Origin of the sequence: Enterococcus sp. DIV1420a (genome assembly GCF_051712165.1) — a bacterium.
In the GTDB taxonomy this organism is placed as follows: Bacteria; Bacillota; Bacilli; order Lactobacillales; family Enterococcaceae; genus Enterococcus; species Enterococcus faecalis.
Window position 1 is genome coordinate 1,361,648 of record NZ_JBIOOI010000002.1, and the last position, 13,290, is coordinate 1,374,937.

15 protein-coding genes and 1 other annotated feature are annotated in these 13,290 nt (G+C 37.1%); of the genes, 2 read left to right on the top strand and 13 right to left on the bottom strand.

Features of this window, described 5'->3' with window-relative positions:
* Nucleotides 1–80: 80 nt before the first annotated feature.
* From IGI80_RS17860 to IGI80_RS17915, 12 genes are all read right to left on the bottom strand, one after another.
* The gene (locus IGI80_RS17860) at nucleotides 81–1,178 is read right to left on the bottom strand and encodes a hypothetical protein (protein WP_174127236.1); all 1,098 of its coding nucleotides are present in this window, start codon (nucleotides 1,176–1,178) and stop codon (nucleotides 81–83) included.
* Complete coding sequence (locus tag IGI80_RS17865; RefSeq protein WP_002360391.1) at nucleotides 1,179–1,688, bottom strand: RNA polymerase sigma factor; 510 nt, start codon at nucleotides 1,686–1,688, stop codon at nucleotides 1,179–1,181.
* A 138-nt stretch (nucleotides 1,689–1,826) separates the two neighbouring features.
* Nucleotides 1,827–2,216 (bottom strand): hypothetical protein, encoded by a 390-nt coding sequence (locus IGI80_RS17870; RefSeq protein ID WP_002360394.1) that lies wholly within the window; start codon nucleotides 2,214–2,216, stop codon nucleotides 1,827–1,829.
* 74 nt (nucleotides 2,217–2,290) lie between these two features.
* Nucleotides 2,291–2,926, bottom strand: a complete 636-nt coding sequence (locus tag IGI80_RS17875) for a V-type ATP synthase subunit D (protein ID WP_002357673.1) — start codon at nucleotides 2,924–2,926, stop codon at nucleotides 2,291–2,293.
* A gap of 4 nt (nucleotides 2,927–2,930) precedes the next feature.
* Entirely contained in the window at nucleotides 2,931–4,307 is a 1,377-nt protein-coding gene (locus tag IGI80_RS17880; RefSeq protein ID WP_002357674.1) for a V-type ATP synthase subunit B, read from the bottom strand.
* Entirely contained in the window at nucleotides 4,300–6,081 is a 1,782-nt protein-coding gene (locus tag IGI80_RS17885) for a V-type ATP synthase subunit A (protein WP_002371187.1), read from the bottom strand. The genes IGI80_RS17880 and IGI80_RS17885 overlap by 8 nt, the downstream gene beginning before the upstream one ends.
* A gap of 17 nt (nucleotides 6,082–6,098) precedes the next feature.
* The gene (locus tag IGI80_RS17890) at nucleotides 6,099–6,410 is read right to left on the bottom strand and encodes a V-type ATP synthase subunit F (RefSeq protein WP_002357676.1); all 312 of its coding nucleotides are present in this window, start codon (nucleotides 6,408–6,410) and stop codon (nucleotides 6,099–6,101) included.
* Nucleotides 6,400–7,401 carry a V-type ATPase subunit gene (locus IGI80_RS17895; RefSeq protein WP_438724229.1) on the bottom strand — a complete coding sequence of 334 codons (1,002 nt, stop codon included), beginning with the start codon at nucleotides 7,399–7,401 and terminating at the stop codon, nucleotides 6,400–6,402. Before IGI80_RS17895 ends, IGI80_RS17890 begins: the two co-directional genes overlap by 11 nt.
* A 16-nt stretch (nucleotides 7,402–7,417) precedes the next feature.
* Entirely contained in the window at nucleotides 7,418–7,999 is a 582-nt protein-coding gene (locus IGI80_RS17900) for a V-type ATP synthase subunit E (RefSeq protein WP_002357678.1), read from the bottom strand.
* Between the two features lie 16 nt (nucleotides 8,000–8,015).
* Nucleotides 8,016–8,489, bottom strand: coding sequence for a V-type ATP synthase subunit K (locus IGI80_RS17905; RefSeq protein ID WP_438724230.1), 474 nt, complete (start codon nucleotides 8,487–8,489; stop codon nucleotides 8,016–8,018).
* 27 nt (nucleotides 8,490–8,516) lie between these two features.
* Entirely contained in the window at nucleotides 8,517–10,496 is a 1,980-nt protein-coding gene (locus IGI80_RS17910) for a V-type ATP synthase subunit I (protein ID WP_002363904.1), read from the bottom strand.
* Complete coding sequence (locus IGI80_RS17915; protein ID WP_002381927.1) at nucleotides 10,486–10,809, bottom strand: V-type ATPase subunit F; 324 nt, start codon at nucleotides 10,807–10,809, stop codon at nucleotides 10,486–10,488. Before IGI80_RS17915 ends, IGI80_RS17910 begins: the two co-directional genes overlap by 11 nt.
* 116 nt (nucleotides 10,810–10,925) lie before the next feature.
* Nucleotides 10,926–10,973: a sequence feature (sodium ion sensor (DUF1646 type); this cis-regulatory element may regulate processes involved in with the transportation of sodium ions), on the bottom strand.
* A gap of 208 nt (nucleotides 10,974–11,181) precedes the next feature.
* Between IGI80_RS17915 and nrdI the strand changes: the two genes are divergently transcribed.
* Together nrdI and IGI80_RS17925 are read left to right on the top strand one after the other, a co-directional pair.
* Nucleotides 11,182–11,625 (top strand): class Ib ribonucleoside-diphosphate reductase assembly flavoprotein NrdI, encoded by a 444-nt coding sequence (gene nrdI / locus IGI80_RS17920; protein WP_002382293.1) that lies wholly within the window; start codon nucleotides 11,182–11,184, stop codon nucleotides 11,623–11,625.
* A 58-nt stretch (nucleotides 11,626–11,683) separates the two neighbouring features.
* Entirely contained in the window at nucleotides 11,684–11,863 is a 180-nt protein-coding gene (locus IGI80_RS17925) for a hypothetical protein (RefSeq protein ID WP_002357684.1), read from the top strand.
* A 65-nt stretch (nucleotides 11,864–11,928) separates the two neighbouring features.
* On the opposite strand, the gene IGI80_RS17930 is transcribed toward IGI80_RS17925, so the two are convergent.
* Nucleotides 11,929–13,278 (bottom strand): glucose-6-phosphate isomerase, encoded by a 1,350-nt coding sequence (locus tag IGI80_RS17930; protein WP_002357685.1) that lies wholly within the window; start codon nucleotides 13,276–13,278, stop codon nucleotides 11,929–11,931.
* Nucleotides 13,279–13,290 lie beyond the last annotated feature (12 nt).

Genomic DNA, 13,290 nt, shown 5'->3' on the forward strand with positions numbered 1-13,290 from the left:
ACAACGCTCAATAAAAAAGATGCTTTTTTTAGTAGTTATATTAATTAAAATATTTGTATTTCCCATAACCTTTTTAGCAATTATTTCTGAGTATTTTTTAACTCCAACGAACCTAATTCTTTTCCTGCTGCATCATCTTCATAAGAATTTCTAACGATTACTTTATATAATGACTTATGATCCAAACTACTTAAGTCAAAAGAAATGTTAATTGTAGCATCTTCCCCTTTATTAAAGCCACTACCAATTTGACGTGCAATAGGTATCTCAAGACCGTTTTTATAAACTGAAATTAGAATATCACGACTTTTTTTATTTTTTTCTGGATTTGGAACATCCATAATCAGCGTAGTTTGAAGCGCATCACTTTGGGCCTTAATATTTTTAATTTTTTTCACGTTTTTAATGCTAGGTATCGTTTCTTTCATAATGGGTTGGTAAGGAATTTTAAACGTCCAATCGCCTTGATACTCTAATGCATTCTCAACACTAAAAGATCGGCTACTTGCTTTGATTGCTTCTTTTAATTCATTATCATGCTGTTCTTGATCTTCCCAAGCTAATCGGTAGATATGAAGCGTTAATTGATCTTGACTAACAAGTTTTTGCTTATTGAAAGTTGAAATCACTGAACCATAAAAAACATCCTTCTCGATTCTATATAACGATGTTGAACTTACACCCCCAAATAAATCTTCTTTGCTTTCTTCTCTAAATAACCCTAGTTGAATATCTTGAGAATAATTATTTCTAGCGATTTTTTTCTGTAATAACTCTTTTAATTTCTGATCTTTAATCTTAAATTGATAATCAAACGCCATTTTATTTTTTGTCGATACAAATTTTGTTAATACGATTTCTCGCTCATTTTGTACACTCCGCAATTCTAGTTTTGTTGGAACACCAGAAGATTCTACTGTTTGAACACCTGTATCTTGACTAATCCCCAATACCTCTTCTATGGCACGTCCAATGGGTGTTTTTACTATCAAAGTAAAAGTGGTAGCAATACTAATTAGCCCTATAATTAAATGTTTACGCGATATTTTTTTCTTTGGCTGTCTGTATTGTTTTATTTCTCCCATTAATATCTTAGTTCTTTGTGTGTTTAAACGTTCCACTGTTTCTAAAGGCATCTTTTTTTCATATTTTAATATATCACTTCGTTTTCTATCCATTTACCATGTCTCCTTTAAATATGTCCTTAATTTTTTTCGACCACGAGAAAGGCGAATTTTGATGGTATTTGTTGAAACATCAAGTTGCTGAGCGATTTCTTTTATACTAAGGCCAACATAATAGTACATAACTAGCGGAACGCGATAATTATCAGGTAATTTATGTAATCCTTTATCCAAATCATATAAATCATCAAAAGCAGGAACAGGAGAATAAGTATCCATCCAGTGAGTTGTTTTCTGCTTTTCTCTAAAAATATTTTGAACTTGGTTTAACATTATTTTAAAAATCCATGAATTAAACGCATATTCATTTTTTAATGTTGTTATTTTTTCCCATGCACATAGTTCAGTTTCTTGTAAACAATCAGCAACGTCGACTTCGTTTAATAGCATTTTATATGCAGCATTGTATAAAACTGTTTCATATTTTTGACAAAGGTGAACAAATGCTTGTCCATCTCCTTTTTTTGCTTTCTGAACTAATTTTTTTGTTGAAATTTTATCCATAAAACACCTCTTTTCATTTAACTAACTATTAGACGTTAAGTATCTGTAAAAGGTTTCATATTTTTATAAAAAAAATATCTGGGACAAAAGTCATTTTGACTACTGTCCCAGATACTAAAATTCACAATGAGTAGCTGGCTACTTTACAGACAACAACTTCGTAAAACGTTCTGCCAACATTTGGTGGGCATCAATTTTTTTGGTTCCTTGTGCTTTTGCTACAAAACTAGCAAAGTTTAAGCCAGCCCCAAATAGTTGTAACGCACCGTTGCCTAAATCTCCCTTTTTAAGAGCTTCAAGCCCATCTTCGATAAATTGGTTACTTTCATCTAAATGACACTCAGGAAGATATTTCACGCCGTGATGATATCGTTTTACATTCAGAATGATTTGCTTCGCGGCTTCTTCTGAAATAGCCGCTCCCAAGTTTAACAGTAGCTCATTGATTGGTTCCACCAAGCGAGCATAGTCACTTTCGTATTTTTGACAATTCAGTGCAATCGCTTTGCGGCGTTCTTCATTTTTCATTTTTTCCACTCCCTTTTTTATTAAAAACGAGCACGAAAGCTACCAACTGGCTTCGCACTCGTTCTTTCTAACCACTAATTTTCTTTGTTCATGCTTTTAATTTTAATTAAACGTGTAATTTCGCCACGTTCATTTTCTTCTAATTTCATTTGAATGTAGTAAATTGTTTCTTCTAATTGCGGAATCGTCATATACTCTAAGGCGTTGACACGACGACGCGTTTTTTCAATTTCTTTTGATAATAATTGGCACGTCTTTTCAACATTTGCAAGTGCTAATAATTTCGGTAAAATGCTTGAAATTTTAGCAAAAGCTTGATCAAGCTCGCTGTTTGAATTCACGTAGCCATAATCTAAGGGTGCTTCTTGAACCGATTCATCGTAATCAAAAATCATTTTAGGAACTGGCACACTTAAGATGTTCTGTTCAATAATTTCTAATTCAACTTTTTCGGCTGGAATTGCCACTAACTCTTCAATAAAGGCTTCGTTCAACGTTGCGTTTGCCAATACAAAATTTGATAACGCATCCGTCACTTCTTGTTCAACCTGAATACGTAACTCATTGTTTTCTTTGACTAGCGCAATAAACCGTCGCATCAATTCATCTTGTTTGTCTTTCAGCAACTTATGACCTCTCGTGGCCGTAGTTAACTGTTTTTTCAATCGGGAAAGTTCCATACGGGTTGGATTAACATTTAATCGAGCCATTTTTCTACTTCCCTTCAGTTAAATATTGATCGAGCATATCCTCTTTAATTCGTTTTAGTTCTGTTCTCGGTAGCATACTTAATAGTTCCCACCCAAGATCTAACGTTTCTTCAATCGAACGGTTTGTATCGAATCCTTGATTGACATATTCTTCTTCAAAACGTTGGGCAAAAGCTGCGTAAATTTTATCGACATCGGAAAGAGCTGATTCTCCTAAAATGACAGCTAATTCTTTGGCTTGTTTCCCTTGTGCATAGGCTGAGAACAATTGATTCATCGTCGCTGCATGATCCCCGCGCGTTTTGCCTTCGCCAGTTCCTTTGTCTTTAAGACGGGAAAGTGATGGCAATACATCAATTGGTGGTTGGATACCGCTCTTATATAGTTCCCGGGACAAGATAATTTGCCCTTCTGTAATATAGCCAGTTAAATCGGGAATTGGATGTGTTTTATCCTCCTCTGGCATTGTTAAAATAGGAATCTGTGTTACGGAACCTTTTGAGCCACGAATTCGGCCTGCCCGTTCATACAACGTTGCTAAGTTCGTGTAAAGATAACCCGGGTAACCACGACGTCCTGGAACTTCACGGCGTGCTGCTGAAATTTCTCGCAACGCTTCGCAATAATTGGTCATATCCGTCATGATAACTAAGACATGCATGCCCTTTTCATAAGCTAAATATTCAGCGGCTGTCAAAGCCATTCTAGGTGTTGCAATCCGTTCAATGGCTGGATCATTCGCTAAGTTCATAAACAAGACTGAACGATCAATTGCGCCTGTTTGACGGAAATCTTCCATAAAATATTCCGCTTCTTCAAAGGTAATCCCAATGGCCGCAAAAACTACGGCAAATTCTTCTTCACTATTTAACACGTTGGCTTGTCTGGCAATTTGTGCCGCTAATTCTTTATGAGGTAAGCCAGATGCTGAAAAAACAGGTAATTTTTGACCACGAACTAAGGTATTTAAATGGTCAATCGCTGAAATCCCTGTTTGGATGAACTCATCGGGATAATCACGAGCAACTGGATTGATAACTTCGCCGTTAATATCTAATTTTTTCTCAGGTAATAATTCTGGTCCATTATCTTTTAAGCGACCTAAGCCGTCAAAAACGCGCCCCATCATATCTGGCGAAACCCCTAATTCTAAAGGATGTCCCAGAAAGCGAACTTTTGAATCACGAATATTGATGTTACTCGTTCCTTCAAAAATTTGGACCATCGCTTTATCTCCATTGATTTCTAAAACTTGCCCTTGGCGAATTTCGCCATTTTGCATGCGTACTTCAATTAATTCTTCGTACTTTACGCCTGCCACTTTTTCAACAATCATCAGAGGACCAACGACTTCATTGATTGTACGATATTCTTTAATCATTCGTCATTCCTCCTTCAGCAATGATTTCTTTTATCGTTGTTTTAATTTCTGCTTGTAAACGATCCAATTTTTCTAATTCTTCTTCTGGTAAATACTTGCTACGAGCAATGCGATCGCGGATTTCAACTGTTCCCGCCATTAACTCAGAGAAATAAGTGCCTAAACTTAAGGCTTTTTGACCTTCTTCACCAAAAGTTAGAATCAATTGCAACATTTTCGCTTGTTTGGTTCGAGAAGTGAACGTATCCACGTCATCAAAAGCATTTTGTTGCAAATAGTCTTCCCGTAATGATTTGGCTGTTTCCAACGTTAAACGGTCTTTATCCGACAAGGAATCAATCCCAACCAAACGAACAATTTCTTCCAATTGAGATTCCTCTTGTAAAATCCGCATCCCTTCAGCTACCATAGCGGCCCAGTTTCCTTGCAATTCCAAGTCTAAATATTGCCCTACTTCTGTGGAGTAAAGAGAATAACTTTGCAACCAGTTAATAGAAGGAAAATGACGTTTTTGTGCTAATTGAGAATCTAAGCCCCAGAATACTTTAACAACGCGTAACGTATTTTGAGTGACAGGTTCTGATATGTCCCCACCAGATGGCGAAACCGCACTAATCGCCGTAATGCTTCCTTCACGATGATCTTTTCCTAACGCGATGACTTGTCCTGCTCGTTCATAATATTCAGCTAAGCGACTACCTAAATAGGCTGGATAGCCTTCATCACCAGGCATTTCTTCTAACCGACCACTCATTTCTCGTAACGCTTCTGCCCAACGAGAAGTAGAATCCGCCATAATTGCGACTGAGTAACCCATATCACGGAAATATTCTGCAATGGTAATCCCTGTATAAATCGAGGCTTCCCGTGCCGCTACCGGCATATTTGACGTATTCGCAATTAAAATCGTCCGATTCATCAAAGACTCACCAGTTGTTGGATCAATTAATTCTGGAAATTCATTTAAAACATCTGTCATTTCATTCCCGCGTTCCCCACAACCAACGTAAACGACTAAGTCGACATCGGCCCACTTGGCAATTTGGTGCTGAACGACTGTTTTTCCAGCGCCAAATGGTCCTGGAACTGCTGCCGCTCCGCCTTTCGTAATTGGGAAAAAGGTATCAATTACGCGTTGTCCGGTCACCATCGGTACTTTGGGACTTAGTTTTTCTAAAATGGGACGTCCCCGCCGAACGGGCCATTTTTGCATCATGCTAAAACTTTCCGTTCCTTTAGCCGTTTCCACTGAGTAAACTGTTTCATCAATGGCAAAGTCACCTGCTTTAATTTCGGCAATCGTTCCTGAAACGCCGAAAGGCACCATAATTTTATGTTGAATAATCGGTGTTTCTTGAACCACACCGACGATGTCACCTGCCGACACTTCTTCACCAACTGCCACAGTTGGTTCAAACGTCCATTTTTTCTCACGATCTAACGCATCAATTTTAACGCCACGGCCTAAAAAGTTACTGTGGGTTACTTCTTGAAATGTATCCAATGGTCGTTGAATACCATCAAACATTTCGGCAATTAAACCTGGGGCTAATTCAACAGATAATGGTTCTCCTGTTGAAATAACTGGTTCTCCTGGTCCAATGCCTGTTGTTTCTTCATATACTTGAATCGAAGCGACGTCGCCTCGCATTTCAATAATCTCTCCGATAACGCCTAAATCTCCTACATGACAAATGTCTTGGATACTAGCATCTGACATGTTTTCAGCTAAAATCAAAGGACCTGAAACTTTGACAATTTTTCCAATTTGCACGCTCATTCTCCTTTGCATTATAAAATATTTTGTCCAATTGCTTTTTCAACATTTTTTTCAATCTCACTTAAACCGATTCCGATTGTACCATTATGACTTGGGATTAAAATAATCGCTGGTGTCACTTGTTCTTTGTATCGTTCAATCGTTTCTTCTGCTAAAGTAGAGGCTTCTTCCGTTATGAAAATGACCCCAAACTTATTTTTTGCCATAGTTTCAATAGCTTCTCTAACTTGCATTTCTGAAATGGCATGATGGACCTCAAAGCCAAACAGTTTAAATGGTAAGATTGAATTTTTGTCTCCAATGACACCAATTTTATACCCCATTGACTTTTCGCATCCTTTCTCGAATTTTTTCATTTGAAAACCCACTATGTTTTCCGACCAAAATTAAACGCAAATTTTTCCATTCAACTTCTTTCGCATTCAAAAAGGCTAGTAATGGGAGCGGCCCAAAAGCAACCGTCCGACCGTTTTCATACATTGAGGTCAGGTAATCATCTTTGAGTTTTTCAAAAGCCAATAAATTTAATTCATTGGTTTCTTTATTGATAATCTTTTCTAATAGTTGTCCGTAATTCGTTGTTCTGACAAATGCTGTAAATTCTACAAGTGACTTTTCCGCATAGGTCAACAGTTCTTTCTTTGAGAGACTGCCAGCGCTAGAAATCACGGTTGATAAAAAGTTACTGTTTTGATGTTGAACAATCCCTCTAGCCATCGTTGATAGATTGGTTAAATCAATAAAAGCGATGACTTCCTTCGTTAACTCTTCATAGCCCAATTCATCCGCCAATTTTCGTTGTTGCTTTAAAAATGCTCGATCATAAAGGATATCAATTGCTTGCGGCAAACCGCCCTCTTCCAGATAGGCAAAAACATCACGGATCACTTCTAATAATGCTGGCTCAAGTTCGGAAGAGTTTTTTGTATGAATGGCACTTTTGACTGTGTTTAGAGAATAACGACCATCTTCTAAATAAAGATAATCAAAATCTTTACCTGTTCGCTCAGCTTTCGTCAAAATTTTCAAGTTATGGAAGGTAAAACGCATCGTATACAACGTTACTACAGCTGGTTCTGGAGCAATTTCATATAACCAGCGATAAAGACTTCCCAGCGCTTCAGAAGAATGGTAGTCAAATTTTTCTTCAAAAGTTTCGGTTAAATAAGGTTGATAAACCGTACTTTTTAACATATTTTTAACGTCTTCAACTGTTTCCGCTTCTAAAAGTTGTTGAAACTGTTGCTCAGAAAGCAGCTCCGTTTCTTTTAAACGAATCAGCGGATTAATTTGATGATACGTTGGTTTTCTCATGCTACGTCCTCCCTTCTTAACTGAAAAGTTTTTCTGCTACTTTAAAGCCTTCTGTTTTTTGAATCTCTTCAACTAATGCTGAAAAGAGAAAATTATAATCCAAACCGTCTTTTGCAACGATAAAGCCACTTTCTTTTGGGACAACTTCCTCTGAAAGCTCCCATTGAACAGTAGCATCAGAAAGGGCGGTCAGCCATTCTTGCGTCACTTTCGTTTGAGAATACTCGCCTAAAAGAATGGTTGCTTTTCCTGTTAATTCAAGTGAACCTAATTGTGCTTTCATGAATTCTTGAAATTCTTCCGCTGACCATTCACTCATCTTTAAGACCACTTCGTCAAATAATTGGTTAAGATATGCTTGTTTTTTATTTAATGCATCCTGACGAATTTCTAGTGTTTGCCGTTGTTGGCGTTGTTTAAATTCTTTTAATAATTGTTGTTGTCGTTTTTCTATTTCATGTTCTTGCTTCAGCAAAATTTCTTGTTGTGCTGCTTGGAATTCTTGATCGATGCGCGTTTGTTCACTGGTGACATAGGCTTCGACTTCTTGCTTTCCTTGTTGCTTAATTTCACTGATGATTTTTTCAATGGCATCCATCCATCTGCCTCCTCAATTATTTGACGTTCAATACAAGTAAGAAGGAAATTACGAACCCTAAGATGGCATAAGTTTCAACCATGGCAGCATAGATAATTCCTTTTGTTGCATGTTCTGGTTTCTTCGCTAAAATTTGGATCCCCGCAGCGGCTACACGACCTTGGGCAATCCCAGAGAACAATCCTGCAAAAGCAATTGGTAAAGCTGCTACAAAATAGTTCAATCCTTGAACCATACTCATATCGTTTCCTAAGTTAATATAAATTAAGAAAGCAATAACGAAACCGTATAGTCCTTGTGTACCTGGTAATAACTGTAAAATTAACGCTTGACCAAATTTTTCTGGCTGCTCCGTCGTTAAAGCTGCTGCTGCTTCCCCAGTAAAGCCAACCCCTTTGGCTGATCCAATCCCAGCAAAAATTGTCGACATTGCCATTCCTAATACTGCAAAAACAATTCCACCATTATTATTAATTAAGTAATCCATCATCTCTATTTTCCTCCAATAAATAATTTTCTATTTTTTCTCAACATTGACATACTTTTCTTTTGTTTTTAGCGGATTAAACGCCCGGCCACCGCCTGTGTAAAATTTTCCAAAGAACTCAACATATTGCAAACGTGCGCCATGAACATAAGCACCTAATAACGATAAGAATATGTTTAACGCATGTAAAACAATTAACAGCAAGATGCCCACGCTAAAACGGGCAACTGGCGGCATGAACTCTACGAGCATATTAAACGCTGAAGCAATACTTCCCCCAGCAATTCCTAACGCCATCAAACGTGTATAACTAACTAAATCACCGACATAACCTGTCACACCGTATAGTCCATACAGTCCTTTGGCTAAGCCTTTTAATTTGGCCTTCGATTGAATCATTGGAATCACAATAATTGCAATGGCAGAAAGGCTAGCTAAAATCGCACCTGCTGTAAATAAGCCTTCATTTTTAACCACTAATTTACCAACGACTAACAATGCTAAACCAAACAAAATCCCTAACCAAGCGTAACTTTCGTTAATACTATCTAAATAGCGCTTTTGTTTTGATAACTGAATCCCATTAATCATTAAACCGACAACCAATTGGATAAACCCAAAAATAACCGATAAAATAAGAATCGTATTTACATCTTCGGTCGTTGATAAAATCGGAAATGGTGATTTGATTCCAAACATTGTTGGCGGTAATGCTGCACCAAAAAACGAACCGTAAATGAAGCCCCAAATAATTGTTGGAAATGATAAAATCAAGAAAAAGTCGGCAAAACGTTTCATGCCTCTCGGTAAAACAAATGCTTTCAAAGCAATAATAGACAAGAGTAGCATCAGTAAGCCATAGCCAATATCCGCTACCATCATGCCAAAAAAGACTAGATAAAACGGCATCATCGCAGGTGTCGGATCAACTTCTTCATATTTTGGTAAGCTATACATCTCTGTTAACATTTCAAACGGCTGCACCAATTTATTATTCGCTAGTTTAACTGGTATATCCGTCTCAATTTCCGCCTTCGTAGGATTTTCAAAAGTAAGAGCTATTTCGTCCTTAGGAACTTTTTCTTCAATCGCTGTCAAAATATCGGCTTTTTCTTCGACTGGAATCCACGTTTGCAAGATGAAAAATGATGAAGCATTTAACAAATGTTGACGTGCTTGTTCTCTTTGGATAACCGCCAATAAGACTTCTTCAGCCAAGCAAAACGTTTCATAAAAATCATGATAAGAAGCCAGTTGTTGCTTTAAGGCTTTTTCTTCTTTTTGTAAAATTTCATATCGTTCTTTGACTTGTTGATATGCCTCTTTAGGCGGAACATCATAACGGTATTGGAGTGGTTCAAAACTATATTGGTTTAATAACTCGGTTACACTCTGCTGATGTTCCTTCAGGTAAACGAGTGTAAAGTAACTATGATGCATACTTTGATAAATTTCTTCAAAATAAACCGTTGGCCATTGAGACAAAGCGCTCAAAAAACTGGCTTTATTGGCTAGATTTATCGAACCATGAACGACATAACTACTTTTTAACTGTTGTTTATGCGGTAAAATATCCAGATATTGCCAGCGGCCTAATAATTCTTCTTCGGCTTCTAATCCTTGACGATCCGTTTGAATTTGTTTCAAAGATTCTTGAATATTCTTTAATTCCGTCAAATAGCTTTGTAATGTTTTTTCATCAAAGGTTTGTTCCAACTCTTCCAAAGTATAGACTTTTCTTTTTATCTTTAACCCTTTTCCTGAAGAGCGTGTCAAAAATAAAAGAAGCTCTTGCAATTGTTGTAGCATCGTTTCATATTTACGTAGCTGTTCAGTTGACTGTTCTGCTTGTAAAAAAGAATATTGACTCTTTAAGGCTTGTTCTTCTTCAGGCGAATGAAAAATCCGTTTTACTTCGACAATTTGCAAGCCTTGAATGGCTTGTAGAATTGCTGCTTCTTTTTCGGCAGCGGCAATTATTGTCATTTTTTCCATTTTACTAACTGCCATAAACGTCTTTCACCCTCTCAATAATTGAATCAATGACTTGTTCTTTGTTCGCTTCGTAACGTTCGTGAAGCGCTTGTTCAGTGCGCTTTGTTTCATCTAAAAGTTGTTCTTTTTCAAGTTGTAACATCTTTTCTTGCGTTGCTAGTGAATCCGTCAGCACTTTTTCAACAGCTTCTTCACTCTCTTGACGTAGTTCAGCTAAACGTTCTTGCTTCTGTTCTTCATATAAACGACAATTCATCTTAGCTTGTTGCCGATGCTCTTCCACCGCATCTTCCGCTGCCTTGATTTGCTCTAGTACTTCTTGTACCATTGTCTCCACCTCCTTAGTTTTTACACCTTTAGCATATAAGAAAAAGGACTAGCGAAATAGAGATACGCTCAGCCCTTTTGTTTTAGGTATGCAAAAAGGCGCAAACTCAAAAATTGTTCTTCTCACCCCTTGAAGAACTGAATCCTTGAAGCTTTCGCCCAACCATTCTTTATTCAATACTCTACCATCTTAGCAAAGTTTTTCGCAAAATTCAATACTTACCCAAATGAATTAAAATAACAAATTTTCACTTTTATAATAGGTAATAAAAAGGCATTATTTTTTTCGCTTTATAATTATTGATCTTGAATTTTTTTCACATAGATGTGCTATACTTACGTAAACAATTAAATTTATTTGGAGGAATCTCTGATGAATATACGATATATTTCAATCTCTGGTAATACACGCTCATTTGTTCAACGTTTAACAACTTATTCTGAAGAGCAACATCAGCACAACGAAAAAAATCCTACGATTACTTTCAAAGAAATTTCGGAAAATTCTCCGTTAGAAGTAGAAACAGAACCATTTTTTACCTTTGTGCCTACCTATTTAGATGGTGGCGATGGCATCAACAACGGCAATACCGAAATTTTAACAGAAGTCATGCGAGAATATCTTGCTTTTGAAAATAATTATCGTTATTGCTCTGGCGTGGTGGGCAGCGGCAATAAAAACTTTAATCACCAATACTGCCTGACAGCTAAACAGTATGCGGAACAATTTAACTTTCCCTTCTTAGCTGACTATGAATTAAGAGGCACCCAAGCGGATATTGAACGAATTTATGCTATTTTAAAGGAAAACCAATAAGCAAGTTTCATTACTAAAAAGCTCACCTATGATAGACTACATTTTGAGGTGAAGAAAAATGAGAAATACATGGTTAGCAGAACAACTTCAGTCAATCAGTGAAGAACCCAATTCTTTTATTATCGAGGAAACCATCAAATATATTGAACAATTAGAAGATGATAATGAAAGTCTTCAAGTTGCATTGGAAGGAACTATTTGGAGTCCTAAAAAATGGAACGAACCTTTGGAAAAATAATTTAAACAGAAGAAAAGAGCCAGAAACGTAAGTGTTTCTGGCTCTTTTCTTCTGTTATTTACAAATTATAGACGTGCATTTAAATCTTTTGCTAATTCTTCAAAACCTGGTTTACCTAATAAAGCGAACATGTTGCGTTTGTAAGCTTCAACACCTGGTTGATCAAATGGATTAACCCCATTTAAGTAACCTGAGATGCCCACCGCAATTTCAAAGAAGTACATAACATAACCTAATGAATAAGCATCCATTGTTGGCACTTTAACGATCATGTTTGGCACACCACCATCTGTGTGAGCAAGCAACGTACCTTCGAACGCTTTTGTATTGACGAAGTCAATTTCTTTTCCTTGTAAATAGCCTAGGCCATCTAGATCTTCATTTTGTTCTGGAATTGAAATGCTATGGCGTGGATTTTCAATTTTAACCACTGTTTCAAATAAGTTACGCATACCTTCTTGAACATATTGACCCATAGAATGTAAGTCAGTTGAAAAGTCTGCGGCTGCTGGGAAAATACCTTTGCCATCTTTTCCTTCTGATTCACCGTATAATTGTTTCCACCATTCAGAGAAATAGTGCATACCAGGCTCATAGTTAATTAACATTTCAGTTGTTTTACCTTTACGATATAAAATGTTACGTAACGCAGCATATTGATAGGCTTGGTTTTCTTTTAAGTCGCTCGTTGCGCCGTATTCTTTACGTGCATCATTTGCACCTTCCATTAAACGATCAATATCCGCACCGCTAACAGCGATTGGTAAAAGACCTACTGGCGTTAAAACAGTGAAACGGCCGCCCACATCATCAGGAATCACAAATGTTTCCCAACCTTCCGCATCAGCTTCAACTTTTACTGCTCCTTTAGCACGGTCAGTTGTCGCATAAATACGTTTATTGGCTTCTTCTTTGCCATATTTATTAATTAATAACTCTTTAAAGACGCGGAAAGCAATCGCTGGTTCTGTCGTCGTTCCAGATTTTGAAATAACGTTGACAGAAAAATCACGATCACCAATCACATTGATTAAATCAGCTAAATAAGTTGAGCTGATGCTATTTCCAGCAAAGAAGATTTGTGGCGCTTTCCGTTCTTCTTTTGATAATAGATTATTAAATGAATGTGTCAAAAATTCAATTGCTGCACGGGCACCTAAATATGAACCACCGATACCAATGACTACTAATACCTCAGAGTCAGATTGAATTTTTGCTGCTGCTTTTTTAATGCGCGCGAATTCTTCTTTGTCATAGTTTTCTGGTAAATCAATCCAGCCAGTAAAATCATTACCAGCTCCTGTACCTTCACGTAATGCTTTGTCCACTGCAGTGACTTGTGTTTGCATGTATTCCAATTCATGGTCAGCAACAAATGGTGCTAATTTGGAATAATCTAATTGAATGTGTGACATTCCTTTTCCTCC

Bases quoted from the DNA above. Each gene is read 5' to 3' on its own strand.
- IGI80_RS17900 (WP_002357678.1), bottom strand. From the start codon at position 7,999: ATGGATGCCATTGAAAAAATCATCAGTGAAATTAAGCAACAAGGAAAG.
- IGI80_RS17910 (WP_002363904.1), bottom strand. From the start codon at position 10,496: ATGGCAGTTAGTAAAATGGAAAAAATGACAATAATTGCCGCTGCCGAA.
- nrdI (WP_002382293.1), top strand. From the start codon at position 11,182: ATGAATATACGATATATTTCAATCTCTGGTAATACACGCTCATTTGTT.
- IGI80_RS17895 (WP_438724229.1), bottom strand. From the start codon at position 7,401: ATGAGAAAACCAACGTATCATCAAATTAATCCGCTGATTCGTTTAAAA.
- IGI80_RS17860 (WP_174127236.1), bottom strand. From the start codon at position 1,178: ATGGATAGAAAACGAAGTGATATATTAAAATATGAAAAAAAGATGCCT.
- IGI80_RS17865 (WP_002360391.1), bottom strand. From the start codon at position 1,688: ATGGATAAAATTTCAACAAAAAAATTAGTTCAGAAAGCAAAAAAAGGA.
- IGI80_RS17870 (WP_002360394.1), bottom strand. From the start codon at position 2,216: ATGAAAAATGAAGAACGCCGCAAAGCGATTGCACTGAATTGTCAAAAA.
- IGI80_RS17930 (WP_002357685.1), bottom strand. From the start codon at position 13,278: ATGTCACACATTCAATTAGATTATTCCAAATTAGCACCATTTGTTGCT.
- IGI80_RS17915 (WP_002381927.1), bottom strand. From the start codon at position 10,809: ATGGTACAAGAAGTACTAGAGCAAATCAAGGCAGCGGAAGATGCGGTG.
- IGI80_RS17890 (WP_002357676.1), bottom strand. From the start codon at position 6,410: ATGGGGTATAAAATTGGTGTCATTGGAGACAAAAATTCAATCTTACCA.
- IGI80_RS17880 (WP_002357674.1), bottom strand. From the start codon at position 4,307: ATGATTAAAGAATATCGTACAATCAATGAAGTCGTTGGTCCTCTGATG.
- IGI80_RS17905 (WP_438724230.1), bottom strand. From the start codon at position 8,489: ATGATGGATTACTTAATTAATAATAATGGTGGAATTGTTTTTGCAGTA.
- IGI80_RS17925 (WP_002357684.1), top strand. From the start codon at position 11,684: ATGAGAAATACATGGTTAGCAGAACAACTTCAGTCAATCAGTGAAGAA.
- IGI80_RS17875 (WP_002357673.1), bottom strand. From the start codon at position 2,926: ATGGCTCGATTAAATGTTAATCCAACCCGTATGGAACTTTCCCGATTG.